Source organism: Streptomyces sp. NPDC093097, from assembly GCF_044754325.1.
Lineage (GTDB): Bacteria > Actinomycetota > Actinomycetes > Streptomycetales > Streptomycetaceae > Streptomyces.
Window position 1 is genome coordinate 1 of the sequence record NZ_JBIVOW010000005.1, and the last position, 21,152, is coordinate 21,152.

19 protein-coding genes and 2 pseudogenes are annotated in these 21,152 nt (G+C 67.8%); 7 read left to right on the top strand and 14 right to left on the bottom strand.

Annotated features, from left to right (window positions below):
• The first annotated feature begins 96 nt into the window (after positions 1 to 96).
• From ACIQE0_RS10005 to ACIQE0_RS10015, 3 genes are read left to right on the top strand one after another with little or no spacing between them, the layout of a single operon-like run.
• Positions 97 to 474 (top strand): hypothetical protein, encoded by a 378-nt coding sequence (locus tag ACIQE0_RS10005; RefSeq protein ID WP_402330348.1) that lies wholly within the window; start codon positions 97 to 99, stop codon positions 472 to 474.
• A gap of 8 nt (positions 475 to 482) precedes the next feature.
• Complete coding sequence (locus tag ACIQE0_RS10010) at positions 483 to 1,340, top strand: hypothetical protein (protein ID WP_402330351.1); 858 nt, start codon at positions 483 to 485, stop codon at positions 1,338 to 1,340.
• A gap of 43 nt (positions 1,341 to 1,383) precedes the next feature.
• The gene (locus tag ACIQE0_RS10015; protein WP_402330353.1) at positions 1,384 to 1,962 is read left to right on the top strand and encodes a GNAT family N-acetyltransferase; all 579 of its coding nucleotides are present in this window, start codon (positions 1,384 to 1,386) and stop codon (positions 1,960 to 1,962) included.
• Positions 1,963 to 2,043: 81 nt separating this feature from the next.
• Here the strand turns inward: ACIQE0_RS10015 and ACIQE0_RS10020 are convergent, their stop codons facing one another.
• The 7 genes and pseudogenes from ACIQE0_RS10020 to ACIQE0_RS10050 all read right to left on the bottom strand — a co-directional run bounded on the left by ACIQE0_RS10020 (position 2,044) and on the right by ACIQE0_RS10050 (position 8,145).
• Positions 2,044 to 2,574 carry an SMI1/KNR4 family protein gene (locus ACIQE0_RS10020; RefSeq protein WP_402330356.1) on the bottom strand — a complete coding sequence of 177 codons (531 nt, stop codon included), beginning with the start codon at positions 2,572 to 2,574 and terminating at the stop codon, positions 2,044 to 2,046.
• 6 nt (positions 2,575 to 2,580) lie between these two features.
• On the bottom strand, positions 2,581 to 3,888 hold the full coding sequence (locus ACIQE0_RS10025; protein WP_402330358.1) for a DNA/RNA non-specific endonuclease: 1,308 nt from the start codon (positions 3,886 to 3,888) through the stop codon (positions 2,581 to 2,583).
• Positions 3,888 to 4,205 (bottom strand): WXG100 family type VII secretion target, encoded by a 318-nt coding sequence (locus ACIQE0_RS10030; protein WP_402330360.1) that lies wholly within the window; start codon positions 4,203 to 4,205, stop codon positions 3,888 to 3,890. The genes ACIQE0_RS10025 and ACIQE0_RS10030 overlap by 1 nt, the downstream gene beginning before the upstream one ends.
• A gap of 289 nt (positions 4,206 to 4,494) precedes the next feature.
• A pseudogene (locus ACIQE0_RS10035) lies at positions 4,495 to 4,668 on the bottom strand (peptidoglycan-binding protein); the annotation flags it as partial.
• Between the two features lie 1,225 nt (positions 4,669 to 5,893).
• Positions 5,894 to 6,226: a cupin domain-containing protein gene (locus ACIQE0_RS10040; protein ID WP_402330362.1), complete on the bottom strand. Its 333-nt coding sequence runs from the start codon at positions 6,224 to 6,226 to the stop codon at positions 5,894 to 5,896.
• A 72-nt stretch (positions 6,227 to 6,298) separates the two neighbouring features.
• Entirely contained in the window at positions 6,299 to 7,180 is an 882-nt protein-coding gene (locus ACIQE0_RS10045) for a serine hydrolase (RefSeq protein ID WP_402330364.1), read from the bottom strand.
• Complete coding sequence (locus ACIQE0_RS10050) at positions 7,177 to 8,145, bottom strand: LysR family transcriptional regulator (RefSeq protein WP_402330367.1); 969 nt, start codon at positions 8,143 to 8,145, stop codon at positions 7,177 to 7,179. Before ACIQE0_RS10050 ends, ACIQE0_RS10045 begins: the two co-directional genes overlap by 4 nt.
• A gap of 157 nt (positions 8,146 to 8,302) precedes the next feature.
• On the opposite strand from ACIQE0_RS10050, the gene ACIQE0_RS10055 reads away from it, so the two are divergent.
• Complete coding sequence (locus ACIQE0_RS10055; RefSeq protein WP_402330370.1) at positions 8,303 to 9,880, top strand: penicillin-binding transpeptidase domain-containing protein; 1,578 nt, start codon at positions 8,303 to 8,305, stop codon at positions 9,878 to 9,880.
• 67 nt (positions 9,881 to 9,947) lie between these two features.
• Positions 9,948 to 11,423: a peptidoglycan D,D-transpeptidase FtsI family protein gene (locus ACIQE0_RS10060; RefSeq protein WP_402330373.1), complete on the top strand. Its 1,476-nt coding sequence runs from the start codon at positions 9,948 to 9,950 to the stop codon at positions 11,421 to 11,423.
• A 235-nt stretch (positions 11,424 to 11,658) separates the two neighbouring features.
• Here the strand turns inward: ACIQE0_RS10060 and ACIQE0_RS10065 are convergent, their stop codons facing one another.
• The 3 genes from ACIQE0_RS10065 to ACIQE0_RS10075 are packed head-to-tail and all read right to left on the bottom strand — an operon-like array spanning position 11,659 to position 16,425.
• The gene (locus tag ACIQE0_RS10065; protein WP_402330376.1) at positions 11,659 to 12,261 is read right to left on the bottom strand and encodes a flavoprotein; all 603 of its coding nucleotides are present in this window, start codon (positions 12,259 to 12,261) and stop codon (positions 11,659 to 11,661) included.
• A 7-nt stretch (positions 12,262 to 12,268) separates the two neighbouring features.
• Positions 12,269 to 13,480, bottom strand: coding sequence for a lanthionine synthetase C family protein (locus ACIQE0_RS10070; RefSeq protein WP_402330378.1), 1,212 nt, complete (start codon positions 13,478 to 13,480; stop codon positions 12,269 to 12,271).
• A complete protein-coding gene (locus tag ACIQE0_RS10075) occupies positions 13,477 to 16,425 on the bottom strand; it encodes a lantibiotic dehydratase (protein ID WP_402330381.1) in 2,949 nt (982 codons plus the stop codon). Before ACIQE0_RS10075 ends, ACIQE0_RS10070 begins: the two co-directional genes overlap by 4 nt.
• A 569-nt stretch (positions 16,426 to 16,994) precedes the next feature.
• Between ACIQE0_RS10075 and ACIQE0_RS10080 the strand changes: the two genes are divergently transcribed.
• Positions 16,995 to 17,579: a GNAT family N-acetyltransferase gene (locus ACIQE0_RS10080; RefSeq protein WP_402330383.1), complete on the top strand. Its 585-nt coding sequence runs from the start codon at positions 16,995 to 16,997 to the stop codon at positions 17,577 to 17,579.
• 219 nt (positions 17,580 to 17,798) lie between these two features.
• Here ACIQE0_RS10080 and ACIQE0_RS10085 read toward each other — a convergent pair whose 3' ends face one another.
• A complete protein-coding gene (locus tag ACIQE0_RS10085; protein ID WP_366331098.1) occupies positions 17,799 to 18,542 on the bottom strand; it encodes an SDR family oxidoreductase in 744 nt (247 codons plus the stop codon).
• Between the two features lie 98 nt (positions 18,543 to 18,640).
• On the opposite strand from ACIQE0_RS10085, the gene ACIQE0_RS10090 reads away from it, so the two are divergent.
• Positions 18,641 to 19,543, top strand: coding sequence for a LysR family transcriptional regulator (locus ACIQE0_RS10090; protein ID WP_402330386.1), 903 nt, complete (start codon positions 18,641 to 18,643; stop codon positions 19,541 to 19,543).
• A gap of 298 nt (positions 19,544 to 19,841) precedes the next feature.
• Here the strand turns inward: ACIQE0_RS10090 and ACIQE0_RS10095 are convergent.
• From ACIQE0_RS10095 to ACIQE0_RS10105, 3 genes and pseudogenes are all read right to left on the bottom strand, one after another.
• Positions 19,842 to 20,099: pseudogene (locus ACIQE0_RS10095) on the bottom strand (helix-turn-helix domain-containing protein); the annotation flags it as partial.
• A gap of 78 nt (positions 20,100 to 20,177) precedes the next feature.
• The gene (locus tag ACIQE0_RS10100) at positions 20,178 to 20,483 is read right to left on the bottom strand and encodes a DUF6968 family protein (RefSeq protein ID WP_366331096.1); all 306 of its coding nucleotides are present in this window, start codon (positions 20,481 to 20,483) and stop codon (positions 20,178 to 20,180) included.
• 122 nt (positions 20,484 to 20,605) lie between these two features.
• Positions 20,606 to 20,800: a hypothetical protein gene (locus tag ACIQE0_RS10105; RefSeq protein ID WP_402330389.1), complete on the bottom strand. Its 195-nt coding sequence runs from the start codon at positions 20,798 to 20,800 to the stop codon at positions 20,606 to 20,608.
• Positions 20,801 to 21,152: the final 352 nt, after the last annotated feature.

Here is a 21,152-nt window from a genome sequence, read left to right on the forward strand (position 1 = left end):
CAGCACTCCGAAGAATTGCGGGTGGCCGCCTCCATGTTCAGGGCCTCAGCATCAAACCCCACCAAGGAATGATCTTGGCGGGGTTAAAAGTAAAGTTTGAAGGAGTTCACGGCAGCCCTGCACGACGGGGTGATCGAGGAGTTCCTCTGCGCGCGGGGAGCGACGGCCCCGGGTCGGCCGATGCCGTCCCTGCCGTTCGTCGACGGCATCCCCGCCGACGAATGCCTCCACGTCCGCCTCACCCCCTCGGGTGCGTGGTACGAGGTGGACGGCGAGGGACCGGTGCTGAACGCAGGCGGGCAGCAGTGGACGTTCGCCGCGCCAACCCTCGCCGTGGTCAAACACCTCGCCAAGGGACAGACTGCATCCATGGCCGAGTTGGCGGTAGCCTCGTCGCTCCCCGTCGGCCAGGTCGCCGCTCTGCTAACGGAGTTGGTGGCGGCCGACGTCGCCGCCGTCAGCCGCAGAAGGTAGCCAGCCCGATGTTCACTGCCCCTGAGCCAGCCGTCAGGGACCGCATGCTCTCCGCCTGGGACCGCGCCTACGACCTGCTGGGCCTCACCGGCGCCGCGGGCGGAGAGGTGTGGGGATACGCCGGCCGGACGCTGTACGGGGTCGCCACTGCCCCGGACAGCCCCGTCTGGCTAAGGCTGGTCAGCGACCCCGCCGGAAAAGAAGGCGGGAAGCTGCGGGAAGGCCCCAAGGAGGCAGAACAGCATGCGCCTTCTGCCGTGCCTCGGCCACGGCTGATCGGTTTGCGGGACTGGTCAGCCGACGGCTGGGCATACCGGGCAGAGCTGTACGAATACGTCTCCACCCCGCCGGTGTCCCGAAGCCCGGTCCTCCGCCACGGCGTGGAGTTGCCGGACACCTGGTGGCACGACCTCCGCCATGCTCTGGACCACCTCTCTCGCACCCCCACAAGCCGGGAGGCGGTCCGCGAGCAGTACATCCGCCGCCGTGTCCCGGAGTTCACCGGCTTCACCCCCGACGAGATCACCTGGACCACAGCCCATGGCGACCTCCACTGGGCCAACCTCACCGACCCGAAACTGACCCTCATCGACTGGGAGGGCTGGGGCACCGCACCCGTCGGCTACGACACTGCCAACCTCTACCTGCACTCCCTCCCCGTGCCCGACCTGGCGGAGCGAGTCCGCAAGGAGTTCGCCCACGTCCTGGACGCCCCCGCCAGTCGGGTCGGCGAGCTGACCGCCTGCACCGAAATCCTCCAGGCAGCCGCCCGGGTCCCGTTCTACGCCGAACTGGCCGATGGCGTGCGGCAGCATCTCGACCACCTTCGTGCCGTCTTCGCCACCGAGCCAGGTTCAGCACGCTGACTCAGCCACGCAACCCCTACCAAGGCTTCAAAGGAGGCACAACGTGAGTGACCCCCACATCGTTCTCCCCGGTGACCGGCTCGCCCTCGGCCTGCCCCGGCAGGGCATGCTGCCCACCTACCACCGGTGGGAGAACGACCCACGGACGATCCTCGGCTACGGCAACCAGATGCCGCAGAGCTGGGAAGTCCGATCCGCCGGCTGGGAAGGGCAGGCCCGTAACAGTCAACGCCCCGCGTTCGAGGTCGTCCGGCTCGAAGACAAGCAGCCGGTCGGGATGACGGTCCTGTACGTCGACCAGGCCGTCCGCACCGCGGAATACATCATGCTCATCGCCCCCGAGGCACGAGGGAACGGCTATGCCGCCGAGGCCACCCGCTTGACGCTCGACTGGGCTTTCCACATCGGCTCATTGGACATGGTGTGGCTCAAGGTCCTGGAACCGAACCAGGCCGGCATCACCGCCTACGAGAAGGCAGGGTTCCATCCGGCCGGACGACTCCGGCGGTCGGGGTTCTGGCTCGGGCAGCGCGCCGACGAACTGATCATGGATGCACTGCCGGAGGACTTTCCCGGGCCTTCTGCCGTATCCACGGTCGTCGGGGCGCGCACGCCTTCCTAGGATCCAAGCGGCGTGGACGCAAAACGAAAAGGCGCCTCCGATCCGGTCATGTGCCGGATCGGAGGCGCGTCGCTGTACCCGTTAGATCCACGGGTTGCGCTCGTAGCTGGGTTCCTCGTCGGGGAAGTCGTCCGGGAAGACCTCGCTCACGAGGTCACCTCGGAGGATCCGCAACAGGTAGCTCTCCACCGGGCCTTCGTACAGGTCGTACTCCCTGCCGCGGCCGATGACGGTGAGGACGGCCCACTGCTCGGGGTCCTCGTGCGGGACCAGGAAACACATGTCCGCGTTGTCTGTGCCGCCCCAGCAGATCAGCTGCGAGGGCTTCACGCCGCGCTCTGCCAGCAGTTCCCGGATCGCGTCCCGCGTCACCTCCATGGTGTGCCGCGCCGTGACCGTGTTCGCCACCAGGTCGGCGAACTCGTTCTCGGCACCCGCCCGATACACCCGCAGAAAGTCGTCGAACTTCGCGCCGCCAAATGCTTCGAGGAACTTTTTGAACGCAGGCGGAAACGCGGTGTCCAGCTCCTCCTCAGCGGTCTCCCAGTCATTGAGGACCGGTCCCGCTTCACCAGTCGCGGGGAACGAAGCCAGGAGTTCGAGATCAGTCATGGCCGCCTACTTGTTGATGATGGTCTGGTCGATGTGCAGGCCAGGTCCAGTAGCCTTGACATGGACGCCTGCAGGAATGACGTCTCCGGGATTGGCATAGACCGGCGCCGCCGAATATTCCACGCTCCCGCGCTGCTTCACGGTTTCATAGATCTGCTCTTCGAGCTGTTCCATCACCTCGTTGTTCGCCGTCTTGTGCATGATCACGACGTTCACCTCGGAGCGGCCGTCTCCCCCGAGTGACCGGGCCAGCAGGTGTCCGCGCGTGTGACCAGCCGCTTCGCCTCCCCAGCCCGGAGGCTGCATCCGTCGGGATGCCTTGGTGCCGGTGTCGAGCATGTCTTGCGTGACCCTCGTTTCGACACCGGTGGCTCGCCCCATGCTGTCCAGTGGCTTGCAGTACGGCGGGATTGGCTTTTGAGGTGCCCGGCCTCCCCCTCCTCCGCTCTCGGCACTGCGCATCAGCGGCTGTCCGGTCGGGCCGGCGGGACCTTCGCCGGCCATTGCCAGGCGCGGGCCAACCAGGTTGGGCATCCGTATTTGGAGGTTGAGGAGTGAGGCGTCGAGGTGCCCCAAGCTGTCCAACTTCATGTTGCGCGGGACGTTCTTGACGCCGTCGGCGCCCGCCATGGCCTTGACGCCGCGGGCGGCTCCGCCGACGGCGCCGCCCAAGAGCATGCCGGACACGCCGGCGTCCTTGACTTCGGCGGCGTTGATGCCGTGCTGGTCCCCGAGGAGGTTGCGGCCGCCCTGGGCGACGACCACGTCCACTGTGATGGCCTCGATGCCACCGATAGCAGCGGTTGCCAGGACGGTACCGGCGATCTCGGCGACGGTGGCGGAGACAGCTACGCCTGCTGTGCCGGCCGCGGCGACGATCGCCTCGGTGGCGCCCGCGGCGGCGACTTCGCTGATGCCGCCAGTGAAGACGGCCAGGGCAGTACCGGCGACCAGGACCGCCCCGGCGATCTCCAGCTCGTGCTCGGTCTTCTTCTTCGCCTCGGCTATCTGGTCGGCGAACTTATCCAGAGCTTTGGCCATGTCCCGTGCAGCTGTGGCGACATCGTCCAGATAGCCCTTGCTGCCACCGTGGTACTTCTTCCAGAACGCGCCGAACGCCTCGATCGACTTGCCCTTGTTGTTGTCGATGACGTCCTGGGCCTTCTTGTGACAGGCCGCCGTACAGTCCTCGACCTCGTCGGCGAACGTGCGCCAAGCGCGGGCGGCTTCTCGGAGTTCGTCCTCGTCGCCCTCCGGCCACCACATGCCAGTTAAGTCCTGGACGATCTCCTTGGCCTTGTCGGCAGCGCCCATCAAGCACCGCCCTCGAAGCCCGACTTGGCCGACCGGTCCGCGTCCTCATGGTTGGCCGCCATGTCGTTCATGGCCTTGGTGATGCTCGACAGCCCCTTCACCAGAGCCACAGCAGCCTTCTCGATCTGCGCCCGGTGCGGGGCGTAGACGTGCTCGAACTTCTTGCCCTGCTCGTCACCACCCCACGGCTCCCCCAGCCCATCGAGCGTGTGCCGGAGCTTGGCCGTCGCCCGCTCCAGGGCGGCGGATTCCCGGTGGAACGTTGGTGCGGTGGACTTGAGTTGATCGGTGTCGACGTCGAAGCCGTCGCCAGCCATGCCTCCCCCTCGGCCCTTGCCTCTGACTCCCAGGTGGCGACCATCGCATACGGCACTGGCAGTCGCCCTGGTGGAGGTGTGTTCCAGCCACCCAACTGCCCCTCCTACAGCGGCCGTAGTAGGCGGACGGGCCGTAGGTGAGGTGGCGGCCGTAGCCGTGTCGGATCAGGGCGTGGTCGACCTTCAGAACGACCGGACCGCGGGCGCCGTAGCGGACAGCCTCGCGGCCCGGTAAGGGCGGTGCGGTCTGCGGCTTGGCGTGGATCTCTCTGCCGAGGAGACGGCGGAGGGATGTCGGTCCGGGGATGCCGTCGGCGTCCGGGCCGCGAAAGCTGAGGGAGCGTTGCCAGGCGGCGTAGGTGCGGGTGTCCGCGTCGGTCCAGGTGGGGCCGGTACCGACGCGGCAGTAGCAGCCGAAACCGTGGGCGACGAGGGCTTGGGCGACGGTCGTGATGTGGCCCACCGTGCCCCAGGGCCGTAGGTATTGCCCCCGATCTGGCTGTTCGGCGGTCGGTAGGGCTTCGCCGGTGGGCGGGGCTTGGCCGGGGTGGTCGGGTTGGTGCTCCCCTGGTCGTTGCGGTCGGGACGGTGATCCGGTCGCCGGGGTGGATCATGTTCGGGTTGCGGACCTGGGGTTGGTGGTGAGGAGCTCTCCGAGCGACACCCCTGCGGCGGCGATCGCGGCCAGGGTCTGGCCGGCCTGCACCGTCCAGATGGGGATGGCGAGGGCCACCGACCGCTTTGCGTTCAGTGAGAAATGCCGGAGGGTTGGCGCCATGGCAACAAGTCAAGACCCGACAAAAGGTCCCCGGGCCCTCACCCCCAGCGAGTACGAGCACGCCTACGACCGGCTTTCTGCCGCAGTCAGCCGCTACAGCACTCGGCTCGGTGCGGACGCCGCCCACGATGCCCTGACTGAGGCGTTGGCCGCCATCGGCGTGTTGGCTCCGGCCCCTGGGCCCGAGTCGGGACGCCGCGCCGTGCGACGGGCGGGTGACGCCGTGATGTGGCTCCTCAACAACGACGAGGGCGCCTGGCACGGCGGATTCGTCCTCGGCCGCCTTGCAGATGGCACCATCCCCACCTTCACCTCTGAGCACATGGAATGCGAGCGCCGGTTCATCGATTCCCCCGCTGCCTCCGGCGGTGCCTGGGGCGGCCCCGGGCCTGGCGCCCCGGCCGAGCAGCCCTGCGCTCTTGTCCCCGGCTGTGCCTGCGGGTGGCGCGGCCCTGATCTCCGCTACGCCCCCGCCGGAGGGCGTTGCGGCAACGGCACATGTCACAACGGCCAGGCTGTCGAGGCCCATCGACTGTGGAAAGAGCACGCGGAGGCTGCGCTGTCCGCGGGTGCCCCCGAGGTATGCCGCAGCCGCGTGTCCGCAGTCACCGCATCATTCGGTGAACCCGCCGACGAACGCCGCCCTGGTCTTTCTCGCTCAACTTCCCCGCGCTGATCGAGCCCCTGACCGTCACGTCTTGGCCAGTCGAATGGTGCGTCATGCGAAGCTGCGCGGGTCTTCAGCAGGCCAGTTGTCGGATGCAGCAGCGCACCGGCGCCGACACCAACTACCGCTCCTGTCCTGACAGTCCGGCTGCCGTGCCTGGCCGCAGCACCAGCGAGCACGTGGAGCACCGCCGCGTCATCCGGCTACGTGCTCGCTGGTGGCTGCACCTGCCTGGCGTGGAGTTCAGCCGCTCTTGGCGACGGTGAGGAGTACTGCTGAGTCCTCGATCGCGTCGAGGCTGTGGCGAGCCAGAGGAATGGGGACCAGATCGCCGGTCCGCCCCTCCCAGGAGCTCTCGCCGACGGTGAGCCGCACATGTCCGCGCAGGACCAGAAGAGTTGCGTCACCGGGGCTGTCGTGCTCGGCGAGGCCGGAGCCCGCGGTCAGCGCGAGGATGGTCTGGCGCAGTCCGTGCTCGTTACCGGCATAGACGGTTGCCGCGCTGCGTCCGGAATTTGCGCCTGCTGCGCGTTCCAAGTGCTCGCGGACCTGCGTGTCGAGGGAGATCGTCTGCATGGTTTCAGTATCCGGCATGGTGGACGACCACCCGACAGGCCAAGGACAGGGCGAACGGTGCCTGATACGGCGCTAAGGAGCGCGCAGCGCGTCGACCGCGATCCGAGCGGCGGTGCCGATGACGGCGTCCGCTGCGGGAAGTGTGGCGGCGGTGCTGGCGGCGCGGGTGAAGACGGCGACGGCGTAACGCCCACCGTCCGGGTACTCGACGACGCCGACCTCGTTGCGCACGGTGGGCAGGGTCCCGGTCTTGCCCGCGACGTAGACGTCGTCGAAGGGGAAGCCGGAGGCCAGCCGGTGCGGCCAGACCTGGAGACCGAGGAGGCGGCGGATCGCCGCACCGTGTTCGGCAGGGCAAGCCTCGTCACGCCACACGGCCCTGAGAAGGCGCGTCATCTCGCGCGGGGTGCTGCGGTTGGTGCGGGCGGGATCGAGGGCTGACAGTCGGGCGACGACCTGCGGATCGGTCAGTGCGCGAGCGTGATCGGGGCCGGCGTCCTCCCGAATGGTGGCCAGCATCTCGTGGAACGTGTGGACAGCGCGCGTCCGCGGCAGCCCGAGGCCAGCCGTGGTGGAGTTCACGGCTTCGAGGCCGACCCGATTCAGGAGAAGACTGGCGGCCGTGTTGTCACTGACGGCCATCATCAGGTAGGCGGCGTCGCGCAGGGACATGCGGACCGGGTCGAGCATGGCCGCAAGCCCGGTGGGACCGGCGGTGCGGCCATCCGGCGGGCATTCGATCTGCTCGGTGAGGTCCACGAGGCCCGCCGCGGCCTGTTGGTGGAGGGCGACGAGCAGGCAGAGCTTGTGCACGCTGGCGGTGACGACCGCCTCGTCCGCGCCCGCGTCGACCTCCGCGCCGGAGTCGATGTCGAGCGCGTGCAGCCGGCCGGTGACGCCGGCTTCGGCGAAGGCTGTGCGGATGCGGCGGCGGGTGGTGGTCGTAGTCGTCACAGCCAGTACTCCGATGCCGGGCGCAGGTAGAGCGGCCGTGCGGGTTCCTCCGCGCCACCTGCGGCCGCGTCCAGTAGGGCGCGTGTGGTCGCTTCGGTGAAGGCCCTGACGGCGGCGTCGCTACGCCCCCGGGGCCAGGCTACGGAGTGTCGCCACGTCAGGGGAGCGCCCGCAAGGGGGCGCCAGACGATGTCCGGGTCCCCTTCGGCGGCGTGCGTGCTGTGGGCGTCCGTCGGGCTGAAGGCGACGGCGCCCGCCGAGAGGATCAGGCCGCGTACGAAGCTGGCACCCTGGCCCTGCCGGACGACGGTGGGCGTGTAGCCGTTGCGGGCGCAGGTGGTCAGTATGTCGTCGTAGAGCGCCGGAGCTCCGGAGCGGGGGAAGACGACCAGGTCGTGTCCGTCAAGGGCGGCGAGCGTGACCGTGTCCAGTGCCGCAGCGGGCGCCTGGCGCGGGAGCAGCACCCCGACCTCGCGGCGCAGGACCGGCCCCAGTTCGAGGCCGGAGATGTCGCAGGGGTGGTGGATGAGCCCGACGTCCAGATCGTGCGAGGCGAGCCGGGTGAGCTGCTCGGCGGTGGGCAGCTCGTGCAGCTCCAGTTCGACACCGGCGTGGCGCTGCCGGAAGCCCGCCAGGATCGCGGCGACGGTCTCGCCGGCGATGTCCGGCGGCAGCGCGGCGCGCAGCAACCCGGCCTCCCCGTCCCGGATGCGGCGGGCGGTGGCAGTGAGGGCCTCGGACCGGGTGAGCAGTTCGCGTGCCTCGTCCAGTAGCAGCGTTCCGGCCTTGGTGATCGTCACCTGCCGGCTCGTGCGCTCGAACAGGCGCAACCCCAGTTCGCGCTCCAGACGCTGGATGCGCTGCGAGAGCGGTGGCTGGGCGATGCCCAGGCGCGCTGCGGCACGGCCGAAATGTGACTCTTCTGCAACAGCCACAAAGCATTCCAGGTGCCGAATCAGGTCCATGACCAGCAAGCATAGCGTTTTTTAATTAATCTGACATTGATAAGAAACTTGGACAAACAGCGTGGGCTGCTGCTCTCCTCACCGTGTGAGCACAAACGACGGCCCGCTGACGGCCAAAGCTAGAACCCCCGCCCCGACGCGCCGCAGGGCCACCTCAGTGATCCGGACGGCCGGCGCGGCGACCCTGGCACTCGCCCTTGCCGCCGGCGGTGCCTACCTCGCCGAATGGGGTCCCTTCGCCCCGGGCTCACCCGTTCCGGACCCCGACGCCACGGCCCAGGCGCGGGCCTTCCTGGCCGACTGGGCCGAGGGGCGGCTGTCGAACGCGGGCGAGCGCACCACCAGCCCCGGCAAGGCCCAGGAAGTGCTGCGCAACTTCACCACCGGACTCGGCATCGAAAAGCCGACCCTGACCGCGCATCCGGCCGCCGTCACCGAGGACGGCACCGTCCGCGTTCCGTTCACGGCCGCCATGCCCGTCGCCGACCTCGGTACGTGGACATACGACGCGACCCTTCCCGTGCGCAAGCAGGACGACGGCTCCTGGAAAGTGGCCTGGAAGCTCTCCCTTGTCCACCCTCACCTGAGCGACAAGGAGAAGTTCCGGCTGGACCGCGAGGACAGCGACGGGCCCGAGGTCACCGACCGGGCGGGCCGTGCGCTGTCCGAGGACACACACCCCTCCCTGGGGCCCGTGCTCTCACAGATCGCCCGCGCGGCCGGAGCCGGCCCACGGGGTGCGATCCAGCGCGTCGCCCGCGCCACCGGAGAGGTCAAGGGCACCGAGGCCACCTTCGGCAAGAAGCCCTCCCAGCCCCGCGACCAACCGATCGGGACCACGGTCGACTCCACCTGGCAGACCGCTGCCGAGAAGGCGCTCGCCGCCAAGTCCGGCGGCAAGAACGCCGCGCTCGTCGCCCTACGGGTCGACAACGGCGAGATCCTGGCCGTGGCGAACTCCCCCTCCGGATTCAATCGCGCCATCTCCGGCACCTACGCACCCGGCTCCACCTGGAAGATCGTCACCACCGGTGCGCTGATGCTCAAGGACGCGGTCGAGCCCGAGGACATCGTGGACTGTCCCAAGTACCTCACCGTCGGCAAGGAGTTCCACAACGTCGAGACGTCCGAACACCGCAACGCGACGTTCCTCAAGGACTTCACCGAGTCGTGCAACACCGCCTTCATCAGCCTGCGCGACAAGCTCGGCGACCGGGAACTCGGTGACGTCGCCGGGAAGTACTTCGGCGTCGGCCAGGAATGGCGCACCGGCATCCCGTCGTTCGACGGGTCGGTTCCAGCACCCCGCGACGAGACGGAGAAGGCCGCCTCGATGATCGGGCAGGGCAGGGTGCTGGCCAATCCGCTGATCATGGCGTCCGTCACCGCGACCGCGGTCTCCGGCACGTTCCACCAGCCCACGATCACGCGAGGGAACAAGGACACGACGACGACCTCCAAGCTTCCGCAGAACGTGGTCGAACAACTGCGGAAGGTGATGCGTGCCACGGTCACCGACGGCACGGCGAAGGTCCTGGACGGCCTGCCCGGCGGCATCGGCGCGAAGACCGGCACCGCCGAGGTCACCGAGGACGCCCCCAACAACGGCTGGATCGTGGCCCACCGCGGCAACGTCGCCATCGCCTGCGTCGTCGAGCAGGGGAAGACCGGCGGCGCCTCGGCAGGGCCCGTCGTCCGCAGCCTTCTCTCCGACGTCCCCGCCGACCCGTCATGACGACACGGGTCCCGTACCCCACGGGCCCACCCGACCGTACCCACCGCACGACCTCGACGGGACAACGATGAACCGACCGATCAGACACATAGCCGTCTTCTCCGGGGTCGTGATGATGGCCCTCTTGCTCCGGGCGACGTGGTTGCAGTTCTTCCAAAGCGACAGCCTGGCCGACAACCCGCACAACCGGCGGGTGCAGATCGAGGCGTTCTCCCAGCCTCGTGGCGACATCCTCGTCGGAGGAGAAGCCATCACCGGTTCCGAGGCGACGCCCGACTCCGACTTCAAGTACAAGCGCGTCTTCAAGGACGGCCCGATGTACGCGCCGATCACGGGCTACTTCTCCCAGGCACAAGGCGCGACCTTCCTGGAAGGCGTTCACAACGACCTGCTGAGCGGCAAGGACGACCGGCTGTACACAGGGCCCCTGGCCATGCTGACCGGCGAGAAGCCCCGGGGCGGCAATGTCGTCACCACGATCGACCCGGCAGCGCAGAAGGCCGCTTACAAAGGGCTGACAGACTTGAACGCCAAGGGTGCCGTAGTCGCTCTGGACCCGCGCACCGGCAAGATCCTCGCCATGGCGAGCACGCCGTCCTACGACCCTTCCGTCTTCGCTGGTATGTCCAGCAAGGAGGGAGAGGTGTTCCAGAAGCTGGATAAGGACAAGGGCAAGCCGCTCAGCAACCGTGCGATCCGCGAGACCTACCCGCCCGGATCCACCTTCAAGATCCTCACAGCGGCGGCAGCCCTCGAAAGCGGCGCCGTCACCGACATCTACGCCTCGTCAGGAGCACCGGCTCCCTACCAGCTTCCGCTCAGCACGACGAAAATCGGCAACGTCGTCCCCGACTCCCAGTGCGACCGGGTCTCGATGAAGACCGCCATGCAGTGGTCGTGCAACAACGTCTTCCTCGACGCGGCACTCAAGACCGGCGGGGACAAGATGCGAGAAACGGCCGAGAAGTTCGGCTTCAACAAGGAGCACTTCGCCCCCGTGCGCACGGTCGCGAGCGACTATCCGGGCAAGTTGGACAAGCCGCAGACCGCGCTGACCGGCATGGGACAGGGCAGCCTGGCCAGCACCCCGCTTCAGATGGCCATGGTCACCGCCGGACTTGCCAACAACGGCAAGGTGATGAAGCCGTACATGGTCGACGAACTGCACGGCGCCGACCTTTCCACGGTCGAGAAAACCGAACCCGAGGTGCTGGACCAGGCCGTCTCCGAGGACACCGCGAAGAAGGTGCAGGAGATGATGGAGTACACGGTGACCGACGGCACAGGCGACAAGGTACGGATCGAGGGCGTCACAGTCGGCGGCAAACCAGGCACCGCCCAGCACGGTGCCGACGTCCGCGACGAGCGCCCCTACGCCTGGTTCGTCTCCTACGCGAAACTGCCGGACGGGTCGTCCCCGGTCGCGGTCGCCGTACTCGTCGACCCCGAGGACATGAACATCTCCCGTTCGGACATCGCCGGTGGCCGACTGGGTGCACCCATCGCCAAGGCGGTCATGAAGGCCGTTCTGGATCACCAGTAGCCGACCGCCGGTCCGGCACCCGGACACAAGAGTTGAGCGCCGACCAGACGGCGGAGCGGGAGCCGGGCCGCGACCCGGCCGAGGACGCCCGGGACAGGACCCTGGTCAACGCCCCGCCCCGGGTTCCTGCAAGGGCGTCCAAGCCCCCTAAGGGCCTGGACGCCCTTCTGCCTCGGTGCGAACGCAGGCTAGTGCCCGCCTGATGGGGCCCGGTTGCAGTCTTTCTCCACGTTATTCAAGTTGACAACGCTTCTGTGAGCATGCGAGCAAGGTCTGCTGGTGGTGGCATGACGTAACCGGGTTCGGTGCGTTTCTCTGCGGATTCGTATGCCGGCATGTGTACAGGGTCGATGACGATGTGTCCGTCGGTGCGCAGGGTCTGTACGTTGCGCTGGACGACGGGCCTCTCCCACATGAGGGGGTTCATGTTGGGTGCGAAGACCGCGGGGCGGGGGTGAGCGAGGATCGTGCTGGTCAGCAGTGTGGAAGCCGTACCGTGGGCAGCGTTTGCGAGGACGTTGGCGGTGGCGGGGGCGATGAGGAGCAGGTCGGCCCAGCGGGCGAGGCGAACGTGTCCGTATTCTGCATCGAATTCGTTGGTGTGGATCCCGTCGCAGAGGTGGGCCAATCCTTCGGCGGGCAGCATGCGGGACGCGGATGCCGTCGGTATGACACGGATCTCGTGGGCGAGGTGGGTGCGGAAGTAGTTCAGGTAGATGGGGATGCCGTAGGCGGCGAGCGAGCCGGTGACGCCTACGAGAAGTCGCTGTACGGGCCGGTGTTCGCCAGCTGTCATGGCCGTGCCTTCCGTTGAGCTTGTGCTGTGTTCCGTGGGCATGCCGGGTTCATGCGAGGAGGAGTGCTGCGTCCCAGTCTCCGTGCCTGCTGGGGTATGCGTAGGAGTGAAGTGCCAGCGCCACACCGGTGGGCCCGAACAGCAGGCCGCTGGCCTCGGGTGTGTGGTCCTGGGCGGTGGAGAGGGTTCTTTCGGCGAGAAGCCGAGCCAGGCGCGTGAGGCGCTGGTGTGCCGTCGGTCCGTGGCAGTCCTGCCGTAGCCGGGTCGTGATCTGCAGGAGTCCTGCCCAGCCGTGGCACACAGACGGGGAGTTGACTGCCTGGCGCAGGTGGGGCACGGCCATGGCGGAGAGGAAGGTGGAGACGGCCAGGGTGTTCCAGTCAGGTCGCTGGACGGCGAGGGAGGCCAGTTGCAGGGCGCGGCTGATGCCAGGGGTCGCGTTGCACCAGGCAAGCTGGGTGGGGGCGCTGTCGAGGGTTTCTTTGCCTGCTTCTTGCGCTGCCGTCAGGTGGCTGGGCCACCAGGCGTGCCTTTGGCTTGAGTTCACCCGGCGGGCGATGAGCCAGCGGGCGATGGAGGAGATGGCGTCCAAGTGGCCAGGAACGTTCATTCCGCGGCGGTGGGCGAGGGAGAGGAGGGCGAGGGGTCCTGCGATGCCGTGGGCGAGGCCGAGATTGGCGTGCCCGTTGTGGTAGGCGGGAGGGCTGTCGGGTGAGGGTGGACCCGTGATCCACCATCCGGGCGAGGGGAGGTTCTCCCCGGCGGGCTGGGGAGCGAGGCGGGTCAGGCAGCTCAGGACTGCGCGCAGGTCCTGGCACGAGGGCCGGCAGCGGCGCAGCAGGTAGGCTCCGAGGCCGCACAGTCCGCTGACGGTGTCGTAGGTGCTCATGCGCAGTTGCGGCGGTGAGCTTGCTCGTTGCTGGTCGCATGCCTGGATCAGGTGCCGGGCGGCTTCGTGCAGCCAGGTATCCAAGTGCTGCAGGAGTGTGGCGTAGTCGGTGTGACGGCGGTTGAGCTGAAGGGCTGCGAAGGCCGCTCCGGCGACCCCGGTCATCAGCCCTGGTGCGGCGGGCAGGGCAGAGACTGCCTGTTCAAGGTGGGCGTGGGCGAGGCGGCGGGAGGTGCCGAGCTCGATTTCCGAGAGCAGCAGGGCGTAGCCGGCATGGCCCGTGGCCAGCGTCGCATCGGTGACTGCGGCGGGTTCGGTTTCCAGCAGAGCCAGGCGGACTGCTTCCCGTGCCGCGCGGGAGTGGAGGTTCACGGCATGTGCTTTCTGCGGTTGTGGCGTGCCTCGGCCATGCCCCGGGCAACGGCGAAGCAGCGCTCTTCGCTGTCGCGGTCGGGACCGATCAGGCGGTTGTGGTGCATGTGCAGAAGGCCGGAGAGGGATTGGTCCCTGCGCTCGCGCGGGAGATGCTCAAGGGCACGCATGTGGCGGGCCGCCGCGGCGGCCCGTGCCTGCCAGGAACGGGCGAGTTCGTCGCCGAGAGGGGCAGGCAGACTGTCGCTGGTGATCAGCGCGAGGGCTTGCTGGCGGTGAGAGGTGAAGAAACCGCGCTGCAGTTGCTTGGGGATGCTGTCCATCAGCCAGGCTTCGCTCTCGTGCACGCCCAGCGCGCCTGTGAGCAGGTCCGTGAGGCTGGCAGCGGCAAGAAGATCGGGATCCAGCTGCATCTCACGCAGCAGGCGCAGCTCCAGGAGAGCTGCATGGCTGTCCAGGCAGAACACTTCCTCCGCTGCTTCGATGCCGTCGGCTCCTCCGTAGCGCTGTGTCTCCGGCTCATAGGTCTCCAGTGAGAAGTCCCCTACGAGACCGCCTTCCTGCAACTCGCCCGCCCAGCGGCGCAATGCCGTGAGCATGTCCATGTGGGCCTGCTGGGTGGTGGTGCGCAAGCGCAGGCGAAGGTGCGGGCGCGGGTCGGCATAGCGGATGTAGAACCACTGGTCGGCCCCCTCGGGAGCGTCAGCCAGGAGGGCGGGCACGTGGTCGAGGAGGACGTCGTTCTGGAAGGCCTCGGGGCATTCCAACCGGCCGTACAGCCACAGACCGCCGGGCAGATGCCTGATGCGCCTGGCCTGGAGGACGGGCGTGGCCGGTGCTGGTTTGGGGTTGTGGCGAGGACCGCTGGTGAGGTGGAAGACGAACTCGGCGGGGGTTTCCCTAAATGGGCGGTGGGCCTTGGACGCAGCATCGGTGGTCCAGCCGAATCCGTAGCCGGTGGCGTGCGGGGATTCGCTCAAGGCGGTGACCCGCCCGCGTACGAGATCCTGGTGGAGCAGGTGCAGGTGCTCTTCATCGTCGAGGTCGAGCTCCAGGAACTGGTCGTAGTGCGTGGCGCGGACGGCCGCCGGCACACGGTAGGTGCGACGCCACTGCTCGAAGCCCTCCCTCCACCGGTCAAAGGATCCCCCCGTGCCCGGCAGCGACTGGGCGTCCAGGGTCCAACGCGCCGGGGACAGGATTGTGCGGCCGTGGCGCACCCGCGGCAGATAGGGCAGAACAGCAGCAGGTCCCCAGTCCCACGGTGCCCACTGCTTGTTGTCCAGCGCGCCCAGTGTGGCCAGGAAGCGCACGAGGGGATGCTGCCGTTCGGGGTTGAGCATATGGAAGCTGCTGGGAACCACACGCGTACCCAGCGCCCGGGAACGCACGTACAGCCCCTGCTCGTCCGCCTCGACAAGCAGGTCCTCCACACCGAGATCACCCTCTTCGCGGAAGGTGCCCACACACAGGCGCGGCAGGCCCCACCCAGAGGTACAGGCCACGTTCGCGTGCCGCGGCGGGCTGGGACGGTAGTCCAGCACGACGCGCTGCGCACCCGCCTCGCCGCACGCGACCGCGGCGAGGCTCGCCCGCATGTCGGAGCCCGCATCGAGGAGGTGGGAGAAACGCCCCCGCATGGCTCCTGCCAGAGGAGCCACCATGCCTGCTGTCAGCATCAGGCGGAAATCCCCCGCATCGAGCTCGGCAGAGGAATTCGCCAGGACGTGGGCACAGATGTCCACGGAAGGAGACGGTCCCGGATCCCGCTGCTCGCCTGCCAGCTGTTCGACCAGGCCCGCGTCGAGCACCACCTCGTGCCGCCCCTCGAGCACAGCCGACTGAGCCAGGCCCGCCAACAGCCGCTGGCGGGCCTCACCAGCCCCCTGCCGGGACGAGGGGTCCTCTGTAGCAACCGGGCCGAGGGGGCCCAGACCACGAGCAGGATCCACAACCTCCCTCACCGGCACGCCGATCCCACTGCCGTACCGCTCCAGGAACCTCGTGTGATACTCACTCACATGGCGGGGAACAACCGTCGGCGCCAGGCGGTGGAGTGTCCGCGCCGCGTATTCGGCCTCCCTGGCCACATCGTGCGGAAGGCGCGCCGTCACATCCAGCCCCAGGTCCACCTGCACTGGATGAGGTACAGCCGCCAGGCCCTGCATGCGGGCACCGGCCTGCAGCAGATCCTCGGAGCCCTTCCCCATGGCAGTACCTGCATAATGCGCAAGCTCTGCCCGGACAGCCCGCAGTGCCTGGCTGTCCGCCGATGCTGCTTCCACCCGCTCCAAGACGTTGATCATGCGCCCCAGGGGGTCCGCTGACGTGAGCGGCGGAACGAGTTCGGTGATGACGAAACCCTGCCTGACCATCTCCACCAACACGCCCTGGATGTCCGGCAGAAGCACAGAAGGGAAATCCTCGCGCAGCATGGCGACCAGATCCCCGCCCAGACGGCAGACGGCCAAGGCCTCCAGCACACGCCGCACGACCGCAGTCGCCCGAATGGATACCTCCACACCCCCGCCCCGGTCCGCTGCGGCGCCCGGCCTGCCAGTGCCTTGCAGCAGCGTGACACGGCCGGCCCGCAGAGTGCACAGGTCGTTCGCCGTAAGCCGCAGAGCCACCAGGACCTCACACCGCTCCTCCAGACCAGCGGCCACGGCACGCAGCCACGCATGATCCGGCCTGGCCGCCTTGACATGCGAACTGCCCGCCACGAACAGCGACGTGCCCCCGAAACCCGCCCTCGCCACACCGGCCATCAGCCCGAACGGCGTGGCCCGGCTGCTCATACGCAGCTGATAGCGCCTCAGCCCCACCATGGCCTTGCGTACAGCCGGGGGCTGTACGGGCCGCCCCGACTCCCAGCTGCGCAACGCCGTCGACAACGATGGGCTGGCCAGCTCCACAGCCTCGCGCAGTACCTGCTCACCAGCCATATGGGCAAGACGATCCAGCTCTCCGTCTGCGGGGAACGGGTGCAATTCCCGCTGATCCACGGTCAATGGCGCGGACGGCGCCCTCATGTAGGAGCCAGTGCAACGGTACATGCCCGGACGCTAATCCACGCCGGTCAGGAAAATCTAGTCAGCCCAGCAACCGGCTTTAAACTCCGGCCTTCTTTCCGATGGGCAGGAGAGCTCCAATTAAAGTGTAGGGCCCACTCAACTTGATGTAATCCCCCTTGAGCGAACAGTGATTGAAGATTCCAGGGCCTTGACTGCGCGCCATCTGGCTGCACATAGTTGATCACGTCAGGGCCCAACGGCCCACCAGAAGAACAGCCCGAGGAGGAATTATGCTTGGCGCAGCCCTGGAGCAGCACGACGCACTTTGCGAGCTTGAGGAGTCCTTCGACCTGGATATAAGACACAGGGAACTCCCGCCGGTTGAAGGGAACAGCGAAACGGATAGGACCCTCAGTACCTTCGCCACCTCTTTCCAGTGCCCTTCCATCGCCTGGCAGTGTTGAGAGTCCCTTTCTCTACCTGCACATGAAGGAAGCACCATGCGACTGCCGAGCTCTTTCGTGACAATCCCCCGTGTAATGGCTGAGCCGGTATGTCTCAGAGGCCCCCTCGGTGCCCGCCGAGAATCGGACACCGAGGGGTTCCTCGCCACCTACGGAGACGACCGAACCCGCCGCTACATGGCCCACATTCCCCTCGTCCTTCATCCGGCCATGGCAGACGCCTATTTCGACAGGATCCAGCAGACCTGGACCGATGGAGAAGACGCCACCTTCATCGTGGAACACGCCGGCACCGGCGCTTTCGTGGGGTTCGCAGGAATCCACGCCTTCGACCCCGCACAGGCCAGCGGCGAAGTCTCCATCGCACTCCATCCGGAAGCCCGCAGACTCAGCACAGCAGTTGCCACACTCAGGGCCTTGTGCGCCTTCGCCTTCGACCAGCTCGAAATGCGGCGCATAGTAGCGCGGACAGAAATCGAAAACCGTGCCGCAGTGTATGTCGCCAGCCACGTCGGCTTCCGTGACACCGGGTGCAGCACAGCGACCTACACCAACCCCCTCACCGGGCAGCGCCCCATCTGCAGGGTAGGTGAACTCCGGCTGCAAGACCTCATCAGGTGACAGTGGGGGCCCGGCCCCGAAAGGGTGCTGACGTGGGCCGGGCAAGCCCGTGCGGACTCACTGGACAAGGACGACTGAACCGAGGGACAAGTTGGACGCCATGACGGACACGGCCGGAGCGGCCTCGCCCGTTCCGGCCGCCGCAATGGTGAACGGACCCGAGGGCGAAGACCTCCTCGACTCCCTGGCACGCTTCTGCCGACGGATCCCTGGCGCACACTAGAGTTGCGAACCCCCTCCGTCGACAGGGAACTCCGCTCCCGTCGTGAAGGTCGCGCCGAACGCCAAGTACGCCACCGCGGCGGCCACTTCCTCGGACGCCCCCAGCCGCTGCATCGGGATCGTGCTCCGGTAGGTGTCCTCCATCGTCTCGACGACGTCGGCAGGCAGGGAGCGGTTCAGGACGCCTGTGTCGATCGGCCCGGGGCTCACGGCATTGACGCGCACCTTGCGCGGCAGCAGCTCTCGGGCCAGGGTGCGCGTCATCGACCGCAGGGCTGCCTTGCTCGCCGAGTAGACACTGAGCGCGTCCAGGCCCATGACGTTCACCACCGACGTGGTGAGGACCACGCCGCTTCCCTCGCGCAACAGCGGCGCCAACGCCTGCACCGTGAAGTACGGGCCCTTGGCGTTGACGCCGAACAGTGTGTCGTACATCTCCTCCGTCGTCGCCTCCAACGGCGCGGACGCGGTGACGCCGGCATTGACGAACAGCGCGTCCACCATGCCGAACCGCTCCTGGACCGTGCCGGCCAGCGCCTTGATGTCCTTCAGGGACGCGGCATCGCTGCAGACGGCGATCGCCTTGTCCCCCAACTGCTCCAGCGCGGCGTCCAGGGTGGATCGGGTACGGCCGGTGATCAGTACGTGCGCCCCACCGTCCGCGAACAACTGGGCCGCAGCCAGGCCGATACCGCTGCTCCCGCCGGTGATCACGATCTTCTTGCCGTCATAAGTGGTCATGCCCCAAGCCAAATATCCACCCCCACACCCTGTCCAAGACCTGTTCCGCATGCCGTCATGTCCCAGGCGCATGACGGCGCGCGACGTACCCTGGGCGCATGGACCTCGACCTGCGACTCGTGCGCTACTTCACGGTCGTTGCGGAGTACGGCAACTTCGGCCGGGCCGCCACCAGGCTGCACTTGGCGCAGCCGTCGTTGAGCCGTCAGATCCAGCGGCTGGAGGCTCAGCTCGGTGTCCGGCTGTTCGACCGCTCGCCGCAAGGCAGCAGCCTCACCGACGCCGGTCAGGCCTTCCTTCCCAGGGCCCGCATACTGCTCCAAGAGGCCGAGCAAGCCGCTCACACGGCCAGAGCCGCCGTCCAGCCCCGTACCATCACCGTCGGCTGCGCCGAAGGACTGGTCATCACCGCCTGCGTGCAGGAACTGCGCCGCCGGCACCCTGACAGCCAGGTCCGCACCAGGCACCTCGACTGGCGGGACACGCTCGCCCTCGCCGAGGGGCGGGTCGACGCCCTCGTCGCGTACAGGCCCCTGCCCTTGCCCACGGACGGCTTCCGGGTGACCGAACTCCATGAGGAGTCGCGGGTACTGGTCACGTCGGCACGTCATCATCTGGCGAACGAGAAAACCGTCAGCCTGCGGGCTCTGTCGGACGAGGAACTGGTCGCCTGCGCCAGCACTCCGGTCCTCTGGGGGATGCCCAAGCCCGTCGGCAACCGCCCGGCACCACCCCCGCCCGCGAGCGACGACAGCTTCGAGGACAAGCTGGAGTTCATCGCCACCGGCCACTGTGTCGCGGTCTTCCCTGCCGGCGATCGACGCGCCGCTGTGCGCGAGGACATCGCCCTGGTGCCCGTCATCGACATCGATCCCTGCGAGGTCGTGCTCGTCACGCGCGCTGACGACCCCAACCCGCTGCTCGGATCGCTGGAAGACGTCGCACGTACCTTGCTCGGCACAGCCTCCCGACGGGAGAACGACCAACTACCGGTCAACTGAACCTCTTTGCCTCTGCGAGGTGTTCCAGATGGCTGTCGCCGCGCTGCACAGTCAGCGGGGCTGCCGACCGCTCCCGGCCGGTGTGGGGCCGACTCCACCGATTTCCCACTCGGCCCGTCAGCCGCACATCGCCACGCGGTACGGACGGTGGGTTGCCTCGGCCCGGCGGGAACGCGGTGTGCCAGAGCCTGACGCGCTCGATGACGTGTCGGGTGACGTACCGGCCGACCGTCGTACCGGTCGGCCGTCGTGCCGGCCACCTCTACCGGGAACCGGGCGAGGAGACGGTAGTTGATGGGCGGGGACGGCCTCCCGCCCACTGTTGGTCCAGGCAGGCCAGGCCGCTCTCGTTGAACCCGTGGTTCAGGTCCCGGACAGTGCCCTCGTCAGCCTGGACCAACTGGGCGATCACCGGCACCCGGTTCCCGCCGGCGGAGGCCAGCAGCATCATCGCGCCAAGATGACGCACCGAACCGGTGCTGCCCCGGCGCACGACCTGCTGCAGCTTCTGCCCCTCCTGGTCAGTCAGTCGGCGCACACGGACAGGCTCGTCCACCGCAGCACCTCCGGCAGTCGGATCGGACGTCAGCGCACGTCCGACCGCCACCACGGTCAACCCGGCGAACCCATGCGGTCAGGGCACCAGCATCAAGTCCGTCTCGCCCAGGAAAGTCAGCCCCTCAACGCCGTTCAACTCGGCAGGAAAGCGGGTCAGGGCACACTGCAGGGCCTGCAGCGAATCCACACCGAAGATCGCCGTCACTCGGTCGACGACACCTGGATATCCGGTGATCCGGCACGGGCAGTACCAATCCGTCCCCTCCGGGTCGCGGCAAGGCACCCCGACCTCCAGCAGCACCGGAAGCTGCGTCCCGTCCGGAGCGGTGAAGACCAGCTCACGGCTGGCAATGACCTGACCAAGCTCATATTCAGCACACACCGCAGAAGTACAACACACGCCGCCGAAGGCCCATGACGCGTGCCTCCGATACACGCCATAGAAGGCAAGGCCGGGGAGTTGACCGTACCGGGGGCGATCCGCAGGCGCCCCGGTTGCCTGACTCAGGACTTCTTGCCATCGTCCAGGCTGTACGCGTACCCGCGCTCAGCAGCGGCCTTCTGGTACCGCTCGCGGAAATCGCTCACCGTCGGCCCCTTGTCCGTGGCGCGCATCATGGGCTTGAGGTTCGCCAGGTTCTCGTTGCCGTCGAGCTTCGCCTGGAACATATCCTGCGCGCCGGCGTTCGGCATGATCAATCTGCCGCATCTGCCTGCGTTGCGGAGGGGGCGTCGTCCGGTTGCCGGTCCAGGGGCAGAACAGGCAGGGGTGTCCGCTCAGGGCGTGTCCGTCGCGAAGATCGTCGATGTTGCGTTCACCCGCGCGGGCTGGGCCCGAGGCGTGGTCCGACGTCAACGCGGGCGGGTTCGAGATGTCCCGGGCTGGCGCCTTCGCGATCACGCGGGTGCCCTTGGCGATCAGCGGGCCCGAAGCTTCCATGCGCGACGCCTCCGCGCTCCGGCGCACTTTCGGGCGCCTGTCGGCACGTCGCGCTACCGAAGGAGCACATGCGACCCACGCACCCAGGGTATCCACATCAGCACAATACGT

Bases quoted from the DNA above. Each gene is read 5' to 3' on its own strand.
- ACIQE0_RS10010 (WP_402330351.1), top strand. From the start codon at position 483: ATGTTCACTGCCCCTGAGCCAGCCGTCAGGGACCGCATGCTCTCCGCC.
- ACIQE0_RS10050 (WP_402330367.1), bottom strand. From the start codon at position 8,145: ATGGACCTGATTCGGCACCTGGAATGCTTTGTGGCTGTTGCAGAAGAG.
- ACIQE0_RS10025 (WP_402330358.1), bottom strand. From the start codon at position 3,888: ATGGGCGCTGCCGACAAGGCCAAGGAGATCGTCCAGGACTTAACTGGC.
- ACIQE0_RS10075 (WP_402330381.1), bottom strand. From the start codon at position 16,425: ATGGCTGGTGAGCAGGTACTGCGCGAGGCTGTGGAGCTGGCCAGCCCA.
- ACIQE0_RS10065 (WP_402330376.1), bottom strand. From the start codon at position 12,261: ATGCCCACGGAACACAGCACAAGCTCAACGGAAGGCACGGCCATGACA.
- ACIQE0_RS10080 (WP_402330383.1), top strand. From the start codon at position 16,995: ATGCGACTGCCGAGCTCTTTCGTGACAATCCCCCGTGTAATGGCTGAG.
- ACIQE0_RS10040 (WP_402330362.1), bottom strand. From the start codon at position 6,226: ATGCAGACGATCTCCCTCGACACGCAGGTCCGCGAGCACTTGGAACGC.
- ACIQE0_RS10020 (WP_402330356.1), bottom strand. From the start codon at position 2,574: ATGACTGATCTCGAACTCCTGGCTTCGTTCCCCGCGACTGGTGAAGCG.
- ACIQE0_RS10030 (WP_402330360.1), bottom strand. From the start codon at position 4,205: ATGGCTGGCGACGGCTTCGACGTCGACACCGATCAACTCAAGTCCACC.
- ACIQE0_RS10060 (WP_402330373.1), top strand. From the start codon at position 9,948: ATGAACCGACCGATCAGACACATAGCCGTCTTCTCCGGGGTCGTGATG.
- ACIQE0_RS10090 (WP_402330386.1), top strand. From the start codon at position 18,641: ATGGACCTCGACCTGCGACTCGTGCGCTACTTCACGGTCGTTGCGGAG.
- ACIQE0_RS10085 (WP_366331098.1), bottom strand. From the start codon at position 18,542: ATGACCACTTATGACGGCAAGAAGATCGTGATCACCGGCGGGAGCAGC.